This window comes from Devosia sp. A16, from assembly GCF_001402915.1.
Classification (GTDB): domain Bacteria; phylum Pseudomonadota; class Alphaproteobacteria; order Rhizobiales; family Devosiaceae; genus Devosia_A.
In genome coordinates, this window is sequence record NZ_CP012945.1 from 3993939 (window position 1) to 4009285 (window position 15347).

Consider the following 15347-nt stretch of genomic DNA (forward strand, 5'->3'; position numbering starts at 1 on the left):
TGCAGATTGCCTAAGCTCGCCTGAGCCGGTACTTGCTGGAGGCCAACGTTGCTTGCACAAGCTCACCTTACCGGGGCCGATGAATGAAGATCACCGTATTTGGGTCAGGCTATGTGGGGCTCGTCACCGGGGCATGCCTCGCCGACGCCGGCAACCATGTCGTCTGTGTCGATATCGACGCCCGCAAGATCGAGCTGCTCAACAGCGGCCATGTCCCGATCCACGAGCCTGGGCTCGACGCCATCGTCGCCGGCAACCGGGCAGCGGGACGGCTGTCGTTCACCACCGATATCGAAGCGGCCGTGGCGCATGGCGAGGGCCTGTTCATTGCCGTCGGCACGCCGCCTGATGAAACCGGGTCGGCTGACCTCCAATATGTCCTCGCCGTCGCCCGGAGCATCGGCGCGCATTTCACCGGCTTCAAGGTCGTCGCCGACAAATCGACGGTTCCGGTCGGCACCGGGGACCTCGTCGCCGACGCCATTACCGCCGAGTTGGTGAAGCGGGGCTTCGCCGCCGACCCGGCGGAGCGGGCACGCCTGGGACAACCGGCCTTCACCGTCATCTCCAATCCGGAATTTCTCAAGGAAGGTGCGGCCGTCGCCGACTTCAACCGCCCCGACCGCATCGTCATCGGTGCGGACGCGACGCCGGAGGGCAGACGCGGCCTCGAGCTGATCCGCCAGCTCTACGCCCCGTTCACCCTCAACCATGACCGGACCATGGTCATGGACGTGCGCTCGGCCGAACTCACCAAATATGCGGCCAACGCCATGCTGGCGACCCGCATCTCGTTCATGAACGAGCTCGCCAACCTCGCCGAAGACCTGGGCGCCGACATCGAGCTGGTACGGCGCGGCATGGGGTCGGACCCGCGGATCGGCTACAGCTTCCTTTATGCCGGTACCGGCTATGGCGGCAGCTGCTTTCCCAAGGATGTCAGTGCCCTGCGCCGCACGGCCGCAGAGCAGGGGCGCGAACTCCGGATCCTCGCCGCGGTGGAGGAGGCCAACACCGCGCAGAAGGACGTGCTGAGTGGCAAGATCCGCGCCCGCTTCGGCGACGATCTGAAGGGGCTCACCGTCGCCGTGTGGGGGCTGGCGTTCAAACCCAATACCGATGACATGCGCGATGCGCCCAGCCGCGTCCTGATTGCCGACCTGCTGCGTCGCGGCGCCTCGGTCCGGGCCCACGACCCGGTGGCGATGGAGGAAGCGAAACGGGTGCTGGCGCTCGATCTCGACGCCGAGCTGGAGCGGGTGAGCTTCGCCAACTCCGCCATGGATGCTGTCGAAGGCGCCGACATTCTGGCGATCGTCACCGAATGGAAGGCCTATCGTAACCCGGACCTCCTGGCCGTCGCCCGGCACCTCAAGAGCAAGGCCGTCTTCGATGGCCGCAATCTCTACGAGCCCTCGGTCGTCGAGCAGGCCGGCCTCGCCTATTTTCCGATCGGACGGCGCCAGGTCGGCTGACCGGCGAAGCTTTTTCTGCAACCGGCGGATCGTGAGCAAATTGCGTGAGAGCAGGGCGCGATCGGGAGTAAACTTGCCTCGCTGCCTCGGATTGCCGTTTGACAAGTCTATAAGATAAGTCAACTAATCGGGGGCGGGCCGAGATTGCCCGTCGCATAAGGTGTCCCCGATGACCATCCAGATCCGCAAGCCGCGAGTTGTTGCCTTTACGGGCTCGACCCGACGGCCTTCGAAGTCGAGGGCCTTGGCCGAAGCCATCGGCGCCACCGTGCGCGGGCAGCTCGACGCGGATGTCGTCACCTTCGACGTGGTCGATGCCGGCCCCGGTCTCGGCGCCGCTTTCACCCGCCATCAGCTGACCCCGGAGGCCGCCGCGATCGTCGACGCCATCGAGCAGGCGGACGCAGTCATTGCCGTCAGCCCGGTGTACAAGGGCTCCTACACCGGCCTGTTCAAGCACCTGTTCGATTTCGTCGATCAGAACGCCCTCGCCAACAAACCGGTGGTTGTCGGCGCAACCGGCGGCGGGCACCGCCACGCGTTGATCGTCGAGCATCAGCTCCGGCCGCTGTTCGGGTTCTTCTCGGCGCTGGTCGTGCCGACCGCGGTCTATGCTTCGGACCACGAGTTCCTCGATGGCCGTATCGTCGAGCCGGCCGTGCTCGAGCGGATCGAGCAGGCCGGCACGCAGCTGGCCTTGCTGCTGGCGGCACAACTGCAGGCGGCCCGGCCCAGTCCTGAACTCCCCATCGCCCATCCGGAGCGTCTCGAACAGCCTGGACAGCGCCGCGTCGCGGTCTCGTGACGCCACTTGTATAGCTAGTCGCTGGAATTTATATCTCGGACGCAACGCTGCGCCCGGGATGAATTTCGCTCATGCTGACTGCCAAGGGAAAATACGGCCTCAAGGCATTGGTGCACCTGGCGCAGTTCCCGCCCGGCGAGCTGGCGCTCGTCGCCGACATCGCGGCGTCCAACAACATTCCCAAGAAGTTCCTCGACGCCATCCTGGGCGACTTGCGCAATGCCGGGATCGTGCAGAGCCGCAAGGGCAAGGGCGGGGGATATCGTCTGGCCCGCCCACCTGAGGAGATCAAGGTCGGCTCGATCGTGCGGGTCCTCGACGGGCCGCTGGCGCCGATTCCCTGCGCCAGCCACACCCGCTACGAGGCCTGTGACGATTGCGATGTGGCGACCTGCCAGGTGCGCCACACCATGCTCAATGTCCGCAACGCCATCGCCGAGGTGCTCGACCGCACTACGCTCGCGCAGATGCGCGATGCCAACGGCGAAGTTCTGCCGATCGAGCTGCAGACCGCCTGACGGCGGTCGGCTGATCTAGTGTAGCTCCGCCAGCCGCTTCTCGCCCGCTTCGATGCGGAACGGCAGCACGTTTTCCGGCGGCGGCAATGGGCAGACCGCGAACTCGGTGAAGGCGCAGGGCGGGTTTATCGTCTTGTTGAAGTCCAGCACGATGCTGTTTTCGGTGACCTCTTCGCCATAGAGGAAGCGCGAGGCCGGATAGGTAGAGTCGCGCGAAGTCGGGTCACGGATCACGAATTGCGGCGCCTCCGGCGTGCCGTGCGTGGCGATCAGCTCGTAGGTCTTGCCGTCGTGGCTGAACACCGCCTTGTGCGTCACGGCGACGCCGGTGCGGATATTGCCTGTGGTATCGACGTCCATCTCGAGGGGCGCCTCGAACGGCACCCACCTGGCGACGATCCGCCAGCTCTCCTCTGCCGGGAAGTACTCGATGCCGGCAAAAGCCGCCGGCGCTGCCGAGGCAGTATCGCGAATGCGCAGCGCATTGTCGCCGTTCACCGTGGTGATCTCGCACAGCAGGCTGCCCAACTGGAACTTCGGTGGGTTCTTCTTGTTCGGCGTGATGCGAATGACGTCTCCCTCGGTGGGCTTGAACGTCACCGTACCGTCCGCTTCCTGCGTCACCGTTCCCAGATGCGCCGGCCCGGCCGGGATGACGATATCGTTGTCGGCCGCAGTCCCGACGCTCGCCGTACCCGGATCGAGCACGAAGCGGCCGATGATGTTGAGCCAGCCGTTCGGCGCCTTGAGGTTCTCGAGGCGCTTCTTCTTCCAGGCATCGAGGGCGGCGAGGTAGTCGGCAGATGCAGTCATTTGGGTCGTCCTTGGGGTCGGAGCGTTCTCACGCCGGCATGCGGGGAACGCTGCCAAGCAGTTTTCGGGTATATTGATGTTGGGGGTCGGCAAGAATTTTGCGAGTGGCGCCGGCTTCGACGATCCGGCCTCGTTCAAGGATCACCATCTCGTCGCAAAGCGCCGCCACCACGCCCAGATCGTGCGACACGAACACCAGCGTCATCTCGGCCGCCAGCTGTTGCAGCAACTCGACGATGCGGATGCGGGTCGACAGGTCGAGCGCGCTCACCGCCTCGTCGGCCAGCAACAGCTTCGGCTTGGCGACAATGGCGCGCGCAATAGCAATGCGCTGCCGCTGTCCGCCTGAGAACTCGTGCGGATAGCGCTCGAGAATACCAGGCTCCAGCCCCACCGAAACGAGAGCGGCCTCGACCAGCGCGCGCCGGTCGCCTGGGATGCGCAGCGAGCGCAACGGCTCCGACACGATGCCGAGGACGTTCTGGCGCGGATCGAGCGAGGAATAAGGGTCCTGAAACACCGCCTGCACCTGCCGACGATAGTCGCGCATGAACCTGGCATTGCCGGTCCCGAGCTTTGCGCCGTCGAACCGGATCTGTCCCGCGCTGGGCCTCGTCAGCCCCAGCAGCAGTCGGAGCAGGGTGGTCTTGCCCGAGCCGGATTCGCCCACCAGCCCGACGCTGGCGCCGGGTCGGATCGCCAGCGATATCCCATCGAGCACCAGACGATCGCGCGTGTAGCCGAAGCTGACATTGTCGACGCTGACGAGGCTCATGCGGTACCCTCCAGCGCGTCGTCGAACGCCTTGGCGGCCGCCACCAGCGCCCGCGTATAGTCGTTCTGCGGCGTGCCGAACACCTCGCGCACCGGCCCGGTCTCCACTGCCACGCCGCGCCGCATCACCACCACGCGCTCGACGATCTCCGCCACCACCGGCAGGTCGTGGCTGATGAACAGCAGGGCCATACCGCGCTCGCGCACCAGGGCGTCGAGCAGCTTGAGGATTTCGGCCTGGGTGGTCACGTCGAGCGCCGTCGTTGGTTCGTCCGCGATCAGCAACTGCGGCCGGCACGCCAGCGCCATGGCGATCGCCACCCGCTGCCGCTGCCCGCCCGAAATCTCGTGCGGATAGGAGCGGGCGATCCGCCCCGGCTGGGGCAGGGCGACCTGTTCGAGCAACGCCAGCACTTCGCGTCCGAGTGCTGCACCGTCGAGCGCGCGCCCGTCCCGGCGCGCGCGCCGCCGCAACGGCTCGGCCACCTGTTGCGCCACCCGCAGCAACGGGTCGAGTGCCGTCAGCGGTTCCTGGAACACGAAGGCCGCCACGGTGCCGCGCAACCCGTCCAGCGTCCGGTCGGAGGCGCCTATCACCTGTTGCCCGCTCAGCCTCACCGAGCCTGTCGCCTTGATGGCGCGGGGCAACAGCCCGGTCGCCGCCATTGCGGTCAGAGATTTGCCCGAGCCGCTCTCGCCGATCAGTCCGAGCCGCTCGCCGGCGGCGATCGAGAAAGACAGCTCGGAAACCAGCGGCTTGCCATCGACGCTGAGGTTGAGCCTGTCGATCGAGAGCAGGCTCATCGCGAAGTCCTCCGCGTCGGATCGCCGATATCGCGCAACCCATCGGCCAGCAGGTTGACGCCGATCACCAGCGATACCAGCGCGATGCCCGGCGCAATCGCCCCGATCGGCGCGGTGTATACGGTCCCCTGTGCCTCCTGCAGCAGCCGTCCCCATGAGGCGTTCGGCGGTGGGGCGCCCAGCCCCAGATAGCTGAGCGACGCCTCGGCGATGACCGCCAGCCCGAACTGCAGGGCAAAGTTCACCGACAGGGTCGGCCAGATATTGGGCAGCACATGCTGGAACACGATGCCGATCCATGACGTGCCCGAGGTCCGCGCCGCAGTGATGTAGTCCATCAGCAGCACCCGCTTGGCGAGGATGCGGGTCAGCCGTGCGACGATCGCCGAGAGCGCGATGCCGAGCGCCAGGATCGCCGTGCCGAGGCTCGCCGTGTCGCTTGCCGCCACCACCAGCATGGCGATCAGCAGGGTCGGGAAGGCGATAAGGATATCGAGCGTCGCCGCCAGCGCGTCATCCAGCAGCCGCGTCGCGAACGCCGCCAGCACCCCCAGCGTCACCCCGATCAGCCCGCCGATGGCCACGGCGCAGATCCCGACGATCAATGCGATGCGCGACCCGATCATGATCTGGGTGAAGAAATCCCGCCCGAGCCGGTCGGTCCCCGCCCAGTGCTCCCACGAAGGCGGCGCCAGCCGTCCGCCGGTCAGCGCCGTCGGATCATACGGCGTCCATACCAGGGTCAGCAGCGCCACGGCGACGTGGAGGCCGACCAGCAGCAGTCCCAGCCACAGCGTCGCCGAACCGCGCGAACGGGGCGCACTTGCCGCGATCGCACTCATGGCGCCCCCACACGTCCGCGCAACCGCGGATCGATGAAGCGCTGCAACAGGTCGGCGGCAAAGCCGATCAGCAGCACCAGCAGCGTCGAAATGAACAGCACGCCCTGCACGTTGGGATAATCGCGCTGCTGGATGGCGAGCAGCAGCATCGAGCCGAGGCCCGGCAGTGCGAAGACCTTTTCGACCACCACGGCGCCGAGGAATGTCGTCGCGAGCTCGATGCCGAGGATCGAGATCACCGGTACCGCGCCGTTGCGGACGCCGTGCCGCAGCAGCGCCTCGGTAAACCCCGAGCCCAGCGCACGCGCCGTACGGATATAGTCGCTGCCGATCACGTCCTGCGTCGCCGACCGGACATAACGAAGCAGCGAGGCGGCGATCACCAGCGCCACCGTCAGCACCGGCAGGGCCAACGCCACTGCGGCTTCGCCAAAACTTGCCCAGCCCTTCAGCGGAAAGCCGCCCGACGGGAACAGCCTGAGATTGATGGCGAAGATCGTGACGATCAGGATGCCCAGCCAGAACACCGGAATGGCGATCCCCAGCTGGCTGACGATCGAGATTGCGGCGCCGTACCAGCGGTCCGCCTTCACCGCCGCGATGATCCCGAGCGGCAGGGCGATGGCGATCGCCAGGAGGAACCCCAGAATGGTCAGCGGCACCGTCACGCTCAGCCGGTTGCCGATCTCGCCCAAAACGCTCGCCTTGCTGACGAAGGAAGTGCCGAGGTCGAAGCGCGCCAGGTTGCCGACGAAATTGACGAACTGCGTCATCAGCGGCTGGTCGGAGCCGACCTGCGTCCGCGCCGCGGCGATCTGAGCTTCGGTGGCGCCGACGCCGAGCAGTGCATTGGCCGGATCGCCCGGCAGCAGCCTCAGCAGCACGAACAGCACCACTGCCGCGATCAGCAGCGACAGCACCAGGATGGCAAAGCGCCGGAGGAGATAGGTGAGAATGGAGCGTGGCCTTCAGTCTTGTGGTTTGCCTACCATACCGTGCCCCACTCACCGGGTCATTCCCGCGTAAGCGGGAAACGCCGTTGCGATGCACAGCAGAAAACAGCGATCCCCGCTTGCGCGGGGATGACACCGGGGTTGATGGAGGGGCGGCGACAGGCGCCGCCCCGTTCGCTTACTTCGCCTTCTGGATTCCGTAGGCGAAGAACTGCGAGTTGAGCCCGTTCACCGGATAGCCGCTCACATTGGCCGCCGACACCACGATCTGTGGGTAGAGGTAGAGCCAGTTGCTGGCCGCATCCTCGGCGATCAGCTTGTTGGCTTCGGTCAACTTGGCGGTCTGCTCGTCGATCGTTGCGGCCGCCTCGGAATCGGCGATCAGCTTCACCACCTCCGGGTTGTTGTAGCCCCAGTAGAAGTCGGGGTTGCCGTAGAACACGATGTCGCGGTGGTTGACGTGTTCCTGCAGCGTCGCCTGGAAGTTCTTCTCCTGGTAGATCTTGGTGTACCACTCGTTGGCGGTGATGATGTTGATGTTCACCTTCACGCCGACCTTGGCATATTCCGCCTGCAGGAACTGCGCGACGATCGGGTGCGGGTCGTAGTCGGGGGTATCGAGCGTGAACTCGAAGCCATCGGGGTACCCGGCCTCCGCGAGCAGCGCCTTGGCGCTCTCGACGTCATAGGGGTCGACCCCGGTGAGGTCGACATACCAGGGGTCGGTCGGCGGCACGAACGAGCCGATCAGCGTGCCGTAATCGCCCCAGATCGAGTTGAGCAGTTTCGCCTTGTCGGTGGCGCGCGCCAGCGCCTTGCGCACCTTGACGTTATCGAAGGGCGCGACGCGGTCGTTATAGGCGAGGATTTCCTTGGTGGTCGACGCGCCCTCGGTCACCTTGTAGGCGGGATTGCCGCTGAACTGCGCCAGGGAATCCGGGCTCTGCACCGAGGTGATCACGTCCACCGCGTTGGTGAGCAGCGCGTTGTTCAGCGCTGTTGCGTCGGTGAAGTAGGTGTAGATGACTTCGCCGTTGGTCGGCGCGGTGCCCCAGTATTTGTCGTTGCGGTTGAGCGCCAGGGCCGAACCGCGGCGCCATTCACCCAATGTGTAGGGACCGGTGCCGTCTTCGGTAGCGGTGATGTCGGTCGCCTTGTCGTTGACGATCCAGACATAGCTCAAATTGTAGGGCAGGGAGATCGAACGGGCCGACAGCGTGATCACCACGGTGTGGTCGTCCGGCGTCTCGATGCCGGTAATGGTCGAGAGGCTCTTCTTGCGCGAGCTCTTGGACGCTTCGGCGGTGACGCGCTCGATCGAGTATTTCACGTCGGCCGCGGTCAGCGGATCGCCGGAATGGAAGGTGACGCCGGACTTCAGCTTGAACGTATAGGTGAGCCCGTCTTCGCTGGTCGTGTAGCTGTCGACCAGCTTCGGCTCCACGGTACCTGCATCGGTCAGCTGGAACAGCGCTTCGTAGACATTGCCGTTGAACGCTTCATTGATGCCCTGACCGGCCCCGGCGGTGTTGTCGAGGTTCTGCGGTTCATACAGCGAGCCGATGCGGATCGTCGCGTTGGCATCGTAGTCCTGCGCCATGGCAAGCGGCGCCACGGCAACGCTGCCCAGCAGCGCGGCGGCGACCAGCGCACGGCGGATGGAAATCTGGTTCATTCGGAGAACTCCTGGTTTCGGCGTGGACCGCCGCATGAAAACGGTCTCACATTGCGGCACTAGATAGCCTGTCCGGCCGGAAAACCCCATGCTTTTGCCGGTTGAATTCAACTGTCGTCGCTGCACGCGGCGAAACACTCTTCGGCTGTGGCAAGGGAAGGGAAAATCTGGTTCCTGAACCGCTGCCGGTGTCTCATGGCGCCCGTCGGACGGCGGGGCGAGGACGCGAGCCTCCGGGCGATAACCTTACCGGCCAATATAGTGACACCCACCGCGCCTCCATCGTGCGGAGCATGCTAAGAACTCGGCGCGGCGCCATCTTGGGTATTTGAAACATGCGATTGTACGTCGTTGCCGCGTTCCTGGCACTGCTCGGCACCTCCGTGCCGTCCGTTCCTCTGCTTGCAGCCGATGTCCCGGCGCGGGTGGCCGCAGCTAGTCCCGACATCGCCGAGCAGGCGGCGAGGCACTACGTGTCGCAGCGCGCGATACTGTTCATGATCCGCTCGACCTACGGTGTGGTGCCGCCGGTCGATGTGCAGGCAATGATTGGCGACGACGTGCGCGCGGTGGCAGCGGCCGGTCCGACGGAAAAGGACCTGGTGCAGCTGCGGCGCGACCTCGTTGCGGAGGGCAGCTACTTCCTGATCTCCCTCCGCTACCTCGCCGAAAGCGGCGGCGCCAACTGGCCCGACGACCGGGCTGAAGCCATGTACGTCAACGACGCCAAAGTCACGGTCGATGCGTTGCTCGATCGCCTGTTCGTCGCTGTCGAAGCCGGCGACGATGTTCTGCCCATCATGCAGCAGGCCGACGAGCTCTACGCGCTGACCGAGGGCGTCAAGAGCATCACCAGCGAACTCGACCACTTCGCCGACCGGGACAAACTGGTAGACGACGCGTTCGCCCAGGTCGGGCCCCGCACCGATCTCTGATCCGCTGTCGGCGCCGCAGCCGGCGGGTCAGGCAGATTGGCACATGGCTACCGACCACCAAACCACGCCGCGGCAATTTGCATAAAATGCGATAGATCGGCGCAAACGCGGCGAAATCCGGGCCTGTCAGTATCCCCTCATACCCAGGAGGGAATGGCAGATGAAATCGGGATTGATCGTTGCAGTGGCGGCCGTGTTTGCGATGCTGGCCGGAATGGTGGAAGTGCAGGCGGCGGGTGCGCAGTCGCCGCTCGGCTTCAAGATCTTCTGCCTCAAGTACCCCAACGAGTGCAAAGCCGCGGGCAAGTCGTCGCTATCGATGACCGACGCCACCATGCAGACGCTGAAGCGCGTCAACCTCTCGGTGAACAACGCCATTCGGCCCAAGAACGATAGCCGCGGCAAGGATGTCTGGACGCTGAATGCCAGCACCGGCGACTGCGAGGACTATGTGATCACCAAGCGCTCGCGCCTGATCAAGATGGGATTGCCGGCCGGCGCTCTCCGCATCGCCTACGCCAAGACCAGGGCCGGCGAGGGGCATGCCGTGCTGATCGTCAAGACGAGCCAGGGCGACTACGTGCTCGATAACCGTACCAACGCCATCAAGCTGAAGGCCCAGGCGGGGCTGAGGTTCATCTCGATATCCGGCGCCAACCCGAAATCGTGGACGGGAGCCTGATCGGTCAGCTGCCGCACGCCTGATAAAGAAAAAGGGCCCTTGCGGGCCCTTTTGTTGTTGTGAGCGGCTGCAACGGTCAGTTGCTGCTAGCCACCACCGGCTCGGGAGTAATCGCCGCCGTAGTGGAAAAGTCGCAGCTCTGAATCTGCTGGACGATCTGGACGTACTCGACCTTCACGGTCCCATCCAGCACCTTGCCCGCTGCCGTTTCGATCGCCTGGGGCAACTCGGTTTCGGCGATCTTGCATTGCTGATCGTCGCGGTAGAGCTCGAGCAGCTTCAGCACCAGATCGGCGATCTGCGGGTCAGCCTCGTTCGAAGCCGCGCCGATCGCGGTGAGGAAATCCGCCACCGCCGTGATACACTGGGTGTCCCGGCTATGGTCATCTTCGTACTGGAGATTGATGACGTCCGTACAGGTCGTCATCACCCCGTCGACAGTGTTCTGCGCGAAGGCCGGAAGTGGCACGGCCACCGGCAGAGAGAGAACCAGCGCCGCCGCAGCTGTCAGGAGCTTTTTCATGCGCTTTCCTTACGCGGTACATTAATATCCTGTTTACCTAAGCCCTGAGGCCCGGCTGAGTCAACAAATCTGCATGCGGTCGGCGATCAACTTCGAGTTGAGGTTAATTGCCGGGCGTCGCGGCCCTGTCGAACCGCCCGCGGGCAGAGGGCCAAGAGCCCGACCGGAAGACGTTCCGCGTCGCTCGGAAGCAAGTCTGCCCCCTCTACAAGTAAAGCGAATCGCCACAGGCGGTCCTGTCTGGGCCTGACGTCGCTGGATCTGGCCGGTGCGCCGCGCAACAGTTGTGGCGCTGCGCGCGTTGCAGGCTGTCTAGCGCCCCACTGTCGGCGGTCACCGCCGAGTAGCTGTCGCGTCTCGGGCAGGGCAGCGGCGAGTGACAGCCAGGCGCGGTGCCGGCGTGTGGTATTTTGGCCAACCTCTCAGTTGTGATTGACTGCACTCTTGCGTCCACGGTTAACAATCCGTTAAATTGTATCGGGTTGCGGAGCCTTAAGTACTGTGGAGTGCGGACGGTTCTTTTGACGTCCGATGCGTGAGGTGGCCGCCCTATGGCTGAAATATCGTTTGGCACAAATTCTGGGCTCCAAGTGGTGCGGGGCTCAGCCAGGCGGATTGACTTCGATGACTCGGCGGAGTTGGCGGAGATCACCGATCATCACGGTCTGCCGCTGCTGTGGCGGGATGGAACCCCGGTGCTGCCGGAGCGGACGTTCTCCCGAGACCTGAATGGCGTGCTGAAGCGAGCAGTCGACATCGTCGCTTCGGGCTCGGCAATACTGACCTTGTTGCCGATGTTGCTGATGATTGCCTTGGCGATCAAGCTGACGAGCCCTGGCCCGGTGCTGTTCCGGCAGCAGCGCTCCGGCCGCGGCGGATCGACGTTCCAGCTGTTCAAGTTCAGGACCATGCGGCAGGACGCATGCGATCAGTCGGGCGTCGCGCAGACCCGTCTCGACGACGATCGTGTCACCCCGATCGGGCGCTGGTTGCGCCGATCGAGCCTCGACGAACTCCCGCAGCTGTTCAACATCCTGTTCGGCAGCATGTCGCTGGTTGGACCGCGCCCGCACGTTGCGGGACAATTGGCTGCCGGCAAACCCTATCAGCAACTGGTGCCGTATTATGAGCTGCGGCGCAGTGTTCGGCCCGGCCTCACGGGCTGGGCGCAGGCGAACGGTCTTCGCGGTTCGACCGACGATATCGACAGGGCGCGCGCGCGCATCGAACATGACATGGCCTATATTCAGAACGCGTCCGTGCTGCTGGACCTGCGCATCATCCTGCTGACAGCGCGGGACGAGTTCATCTCGGGCAGCGGCAACTAGCTGAGCCAGAGCCGCTCCAGCAATAAGCAAGAGCGCTGCTCGTCCGGCGGGCAGAGCCCAGCGACCTATGCCAGGCACCTGTCCACAATGTATCGCCCATGTGCTCGGCGGCTGATCGGGCGGTCCTGTGGTCCCGTCCTTAACCGTCAGCCACGATAAACAGCTCGACGCCGTTCATTATCTGGGCCAGAACGCTATGATACGTGGAACAGCTTGTGCGTCGCTGCAAGTATCCTGCGAACACGGATCAAGGTCGGTCTGGGGAGGTATCGGGTGAAGGGCTCACCGCGTGTTGCGCAGGGCGCGATGCTGGTTGTGACCCTGGCGCTCGCAACCTCGGGAGCGGCGGTCGCCTATGTGGAGGCCAAGGCCTATCTTTCTGCGGGGATAGACCCGCGCGAACGCTTCGAAGCACTGGCCGACGACAGCGTCGATCTCGGTCTGTCGAGTGCGTCGCATACCCTGTTCCTCAACAACTGCTACGAGGCGCTGACCTCGGTTTCGGCGCGTCTGGAGCCCACGCGCCGCAACGCCGTCGCCGCCAACTGCCGGGCAGCGGCGGATCGGATCACTGGTGCCGAGCCGGCCAACTCGTTCGCCTGGTACGTTGCAGCACTCGCGGCCGCAAAGGCCGGCGACCTCCCCGGCATGACGCAGCGCCTGCGCATGTCGCAGGTCTCGGGGGCGAGCGAACAATGGATCGCCGAACTCAGGGTTGATCTCGCCGAGGATCATCTGGCTGCCCTGTCTGCCGATGCCCTGGCTGGGCACGAGGGCGACCTGACCTTGCTGGCGCAGAGCCAGCGCGGGGTCGCCTCGATCGCCGCGCGCTATGTGCGGCAGGCGGATTTCCGTGAGCGCATCACAGCCTTGGTGGAGCAGCTGCCGAACGCCGAGCAGCAACGCTTCCTCCAATATGTCCGCGGCGCCGCGGGTCAGGTATCGGGGGGGTGATGGCTGAGATCGAAGTCACCGCGACGCGCCCATTGCCCGCCCAGGCGTCAGCCCAGGCTGGTGCGAGGAGCAGCCGGCAATCTAGGGTCAATAACCTGCTCGCTCGGGTTATCCTGGTCATTGCCGCGTTGGCTCCCATCCCACTGGGGAGCAACCGCCCCTTCTTCTGGGCAATCAACGCCCTGATCGTCGGCCTGGTGGGCACCTTCTACGTTGCGGCGCTGCGGGGCATGCGAGAGCCGTTTCGCGTTGGGCTCGATCGTCTCCGGCCGTCGATCGTGCTCTATGGAGTTGTCGCCCTCTACCTCGTCATTCAGGTGTTGCCACTCGGGCAATTGACGATCGGCGACATCACCTTGTCGGGCGTTCTGAAGGTCCCGACCGAGGTCGGTGCGGTTCTGACTGCCGACACGATCAGCCTGTCACCCAACTCGACGGTGCTGATGTTACTGCGTTGGGCGACTTATGGGGTGCTGTTCCTGCTCGCCGTCCAGGTGGGTACGCGAGCGCACCGCCGGGACATGATGCTCAATGTCATCGTCGCAATCGTCGCCGGCTATGCGATCTTCGGCCTCGCCTCGCTGCTGCAGTTCGGCGATACGCTTCTCAGCATGCCGAAATGGGCTTACGAGGGCAGTGCAACGGCCACCTTCGTCAATCGCAACTCCTTTGCCACCTTCCTCAGCTTTGGCGCCGTGGTGACGGTCGCCCTGCTGGCGGGTTCATTTGTGCGTCAGGATGATGGTGAGGCTGACGATCGCCGGCTGCGTATCGATCCTATCGTGCTGGTCTACCTGCTGGCGGTGGCCGTCATTGCCGCTGCGCTGCTCGCGACCCAGTCCCGCATGGGGGCGTTTGCCGGTGTCATGGGATGCCTGACGGTTGTCATTCTGGCTCAGCGCCGGTTGCGTTGGCGGCGGGGCTGGTACCTGTTGTGGCTGCCGGCTGGGCTGATCGTGGTCGGTGCGGGCGTGTACCTATACGGACAGGGGCTGGTGGAGCGCCTCGGCTCACAGGCGGAAGCGGCCGACGTTCGTCTGGATCTCTATGCCCAGGTGCTCGAGATGATCCGCGCGCGACCGCTGCTCGGGTTCGGAGGAGGGGCCTTCGAACAGGCGTTCCAGTTGTTCCATCACGCCCCGGTCAGCCCTGACCTGGTCTGGGATCGGGCGCACAATACCTATCTGGCCCTGTGGTCCGAACTGGGCCTTGTGGTGGGATCAATCCCCATCCTGCTTGTTGGCGCCGCCGCGATCCGGCTCGCCTGGAACAGTTCGCACGCCGGCTCGGACTGGACGGGGCGGGTCGCCGCTGTCGGGGTTATCGTTGTTGCCGCGGTCCACTCGCTTGCCGATTTCAGCCTCGAGATACAAGCCAACACGATCCTGTTCGTCACGCTGCTTGGCATCGGGACCGCCGCCAGGTTGAGCAAGCGGGGCACCCGATAGTGCTGCGCGCCATGGCCGCTCTGTTTGGCAATCGCCACACGACCTCGCGTTCCACCGGCAGACAACGGTTGAGCGCCGCCGTTCTCCCCGCCGTCGTCTATGCGATCGGCGATGTGCACGGCTGCCTCGATGAGCTGCGCCGGCTCGAACAGTTGATCCGGGCCGATGCGGCTGGGGTTGAAGGCGAAAAATGGCTCGTGCTGCTCGGTGATTACATCGACCGGGGGCCGCGTTCCGCACAGGTGATCGACCACCTGCTGGCGCCGCCACCCGAGGGCTTCAGGCGCTTCACGCTGGCGGGCAACCACGAGCAGATGCTGCTCGACTTTCTGGCCGCGCCGCGCCGCCACCCCGACTGGCTGGCCTATGGGGGCGTCGAAACCCTGGCGTCCTATGGGATTGACGCAGGTGACGAGCCGAGCAGGGCAGCAACGGCGCTGGAGGCCCGGATGCCTCAGGTGCACCTCGATTGGCTGCGTCAGCTCCCTGTGAGCCTCGAGCTGCCCGGCTTCGTCTTCGTTCATGCCGGCCTTCGCCCGGGGCTGCCGCTGGCCGAGCAGGACGAAAGTGACCTGCTGTGGATACGGGAGCCCTTCCTTGACGGTCCGGGCGCCCCCGGCCTGGTGGTTGTCCATGGCCACACTCCGGAAACCGAGCCCGTGGTAAGGCCGTGGCGGGTCGGCATCGACACTGCCGCCTTCGTAACCGGCAAACTCACGGCCGCCCGCATAGACGCCGGAGGGGGGATCAGCTTCCTCGCCAGCGATTCCGCCAACTCGTTGTCCGCCCCTGCGGCGGCCGAAACAGACTGAGGACAT

General features: G+C 64.9%; 16 protein-coding genes. 9 read left to right on the top strand and 7 right to left on the bottom strand.

The features are described from left to right. Positions 1-83: 83 nt before the first annotated feature. The 3 genes from APS40_RS19200 (at position 84) to APS40_RS19210 (ending at position 2798) form a co-directional block, all read left to right on the top strand. Positions 84-1475: a UDP-glucose dehydrogenase family protein gene (locus APS40_RS19200; protein WP_055048581.1), complete on the top strand. Its 1392-nt coding sequence runs from the start codon at positions 84-86 to the stop codon at positions 1473-1475. Positions 1476-1644: 169 nt separating this feature from the next. Beyond that, complete coding sequence (gene msuE / locus APS40_RS19205; RefSeq protein ID WP_442855819.1) at positions 1645-2280, top strand: FMN reductase; 636 nt, start codon at positions 1645-1647, stop codon at positions 2278-2280. Between the two features lie 71 nt (positions 2281-2351). Next, positions 2352-2798: an RrF2 family transcriptional regulator gene (locus APS40_RS19210; protein WP_055048582.1), complete on the top strand. Its 447-nt coding sequence runs from the start codon at positions 2352-2354 to the stop codon at positions 2796-2798. A 15-nt stretch (positions 2799-2813) separates the two neighbouring features. Here APS40_RS19210 and APS40_RS19215 read toward each other — a convergent pair whose 3' ends face one another. From APS40_RS19215 to APS40_RS19240, 6 genes are all read right to left on the bottom strand, one after another. Next, positions 2814-3611, bottom strand: coding sequence for a DUF1684 domain-containing protein (locus APS40_RS19215; RefSeq protein ID WP_055048583.1), 798 nt, complete (start codon positions 3609-3611; stop codon positions 2814-2816). Positions 3612-3639: 28 nt separating this feature from the next. Beyond that, complete coding sequence (locus tag APS40_RS19220; RefSeq protein WP_055048584.1) at positions 3640-4386, bottom strand: ABC transporter ATP-binding protein; 747 nt, start codon at positions 4384-4386, stop codon at positions 3640-3642. Continuing rightward, positions 4383-5189: an ATP-binding cassette domain-containing protein gene (locus tag APS40_RS19225; RefSeq protein WP_055048585.1), complete on the bottom strand. Its 807-nt coding sequence runs from the start codon at positions 5187-5189 to the stop codon at positions 4383-4385. Before APS40_RS19225 ends, APS40_RS19220 begins: the two co-directional genes overlap by 4 nt. After that, positions 5186-6031: an ABC transporter permease gene (locus tag APS40_RS19230; RefSeq protein WP_055048586.1), complete on the bottom strand. Its 846-nt coding sequence runs from the start codon at positions 6029-6031 to the stop codon at positions 5186-5188. The genes APS40_RS19225 and APS40_RS19230 overlap by 4 nt, the downstream gene beginning before the upstream one ends. Next, a complete protein-coding gene (locus tag APS40_RS19235; RefSeq protein WP_156342997.1) occupies positions 6028-6987 on the bottom strand; it encodes an ABC transporter permease in 960 nt (319 codons plus the stop codon). Before APS40_RS19235 ends, APS40_RS19230 begins: the two co-directional genes overlap by 4 nt. A gap of 175 nt (positions 6988-7162) precedes the next feature. Continuing rightward, positions 7163-8659 carry an ABC transporter substrate-binding protein gene (locus tag APS40_RS19240; RefSeq protein ID WP_156342998.1) on the bottom strand — a complete coding sequence of 499 codons (1497 nt, stop codon included), beginning with the start codon at positions 8657-8659 and terminating at the stop codon, positions 7163-7165. A gap of 335 nt (positions 8660-8994) precedes the next feature. Here APS40_RS19240 and APS40_RS19245 point away from each other — a divergent pair, with 335 nt between their 5' ends. Together APS40_RS19245 and APS40_RS19250 are read left to right on the top strand one after the other, a co-directional pair. Beyond that, positions 8995-9594 carry a hypothetical protein gene (locus tag APS40_RS19245; protein WP_156342999.1) on the top strand — a complete coding sequence of 200 codons (600 nt, stop codon included), beginning with the start codon at positions 8995-8997 and terminating at the stop codon, positions 9592-9594. 160 nt (positions 9595-9754) lie between these two features. After that, positions 9755-10276 carry a transglutaminase-like cysteine peptidase gene (locus APS40_RS19250; RefSeq protein WP_082434533.1) on the top strand — a complete coding sequence of 174 codons (522 nt, stop codon included), beginning with the start codon at positions 9755-9757 and terminating at the stop codon, positions 10274-10276. A 76-nt stretch (positions 10277-10352) separates the two neighbouring features. Here APS40_RS19250 and APS40_RS19255 read toward each other — a convergent pair whose 3' ends face one another. After that, positions 10353-10799: a hypothetical protein gene (locus tag APS40_RS19255; protein WP_055048590.1), complete on the bottom strand. Its 447-nt coding sequence runs from the start codon at positions 10797-10799 to the stop codon at positions 10353-10355. A 638-nt stretch (positions 10800-11437) separates the two neighbouring features. On the opposite strand from APS40_RS19255, the gene APS40_RS19260 reads away from it, so the two are divergent. From APS40_RS19260 to APS40_RS19275, 4 genes are all read left to right on the top strand, one after another. Then, positions 11438-12127, top strand: coding sequence for a sugar transferase (locus APS40_RS19260; protein WP_236884136.1), 690 nt, complete (start codon positions 11438-11440; stop codon positions 12125-12127). 273 nt (positions 12128-12400) lie between these two features. Then, the gene (locus tag APS40_RS19265) at positions 12401-13081 is read left to right on the top strand and encodes a hypothetical protein (protein WP_197279367.1); all 681 of its coding nucleotides are present in this window, start codon (positions 12401-12403) and stop codon (positions 13079-13081) included. Next, positions 13081-14529 carry an O-antigen ligase family protein gene (locus tag APS40_RS19270; RefSeq protein WP_055048592.1) on the top strand — a complete coding sequence of 483 codons (1449 nt, stop codon included), beginning with the start codon at positions 13081-13083 and terminating at the stop codon, positions 14527-14529. Before APS40_RS19265 ends, APS40_RS19270 begins: the two co-directional genes overlap by 1 nt. Further along, positions 14529-15341: a metallophosphoesterase family protein gene (locus tag APS40_RS19275; RefSeq protein ID WP_236884137.1), complete on the top strand. Its 813-nt coding sequence runs from the start codon at positions 14529-14531 to the stop codon at positions 15339-15341. The genes APS40_RS19270 and APS40_RS19275 overlap by 1 nt, the downstream gene beginning before the upstream one ends. The last annotated feature ends 6 nt before the right edge of the window (positions 15342-15347 follow it).

Bases quoted from the DNA above. Each gene is read 5' to 3' on its own strand.
- APS40_RS19200 (WP_055048581.1), top strand. From the start codon at position 84: ATGAAGATCACCGTATTTGGGTCAGGCTATGTGGGGCTCGTCACCGGG.
- msuE (WP_442855819.1), top strand. From the start codon at position 1,645: ATGACCATCCAGATCCGCAAGCCGCGAGTTGTTGCCTTTACGGGCTCG.
- APS40_RS19210 (WP_055048582.1), top strand. From the start codon at position 2,352: ATGCTGACTGCCAAGGGAAAATACGGCCTCAAGGCATTGGTGCACCTG.
- APS40_RS19215 (WP_055048583.1), bottom strand. From the start codon at position 3,611: ATGACTGCATCTGCCGACTACCTCGCCGCCCTCGATGCCTGGAAGAAG.
- APS40_RS19220 (WP_055048584.1), bottom strand. From the start codon at position 4,386: ATGAGCCTCGTCAGCGTCGACAATGTCAGCTTCGGCTACACGCGCGAT.
- APS40_RS19225 (WP_055048585.1), bottom strand. From the start codon at position 5,189: ATGAGCCTGCTCTCGATCGACAGGCTCAACCTCAGCGTCGATGGCAAG.
- APS40_RS19230 (WP_055048586.1), bottom strand. From the start codon at position 6,031: ATGAGTGCGATCGCGGCAAGTGCGCCCCGTTCGCGCGGTTCGGCGACG.
- APS40_RS19240 (WP_156342998.1), bottom strand. From the start codon at position 8,659: ATGAACCAGATTTCCATCCGCCGTGCGCTGGTCGCCGCCGCGCTGCTG.
- APS40_RS19245 (WP_156342999.1), top strand. From the start codon at position 8,995: ATGCGATTGTACGTCGTTGCCGCGTTCCTGGCACTGCTCGGCACCTCC.
- APS40_RS19250 (WP_082434533.1), top strand. From the start codon at position 9,755: ATGAAATCGGGATTGATCGTTGCAGTGGCGGCCGTGTTTGCGATGCTG.
- APS40_RS19255 (WP_055048590.1), bottom strand. From the start codon at position 10,799: ATGAAAAAGCTCCTGACAGCTGCGGCGGCGCTGGTTCTCTCTCTGCCG.
- APS40_RS19270 (WP_055048592.1), top strand. From the start codon at position 13,081: ATGGCTGAGATCGAAGTCACCGCGACGCGCCCATTGCCCGCCCAGGCG.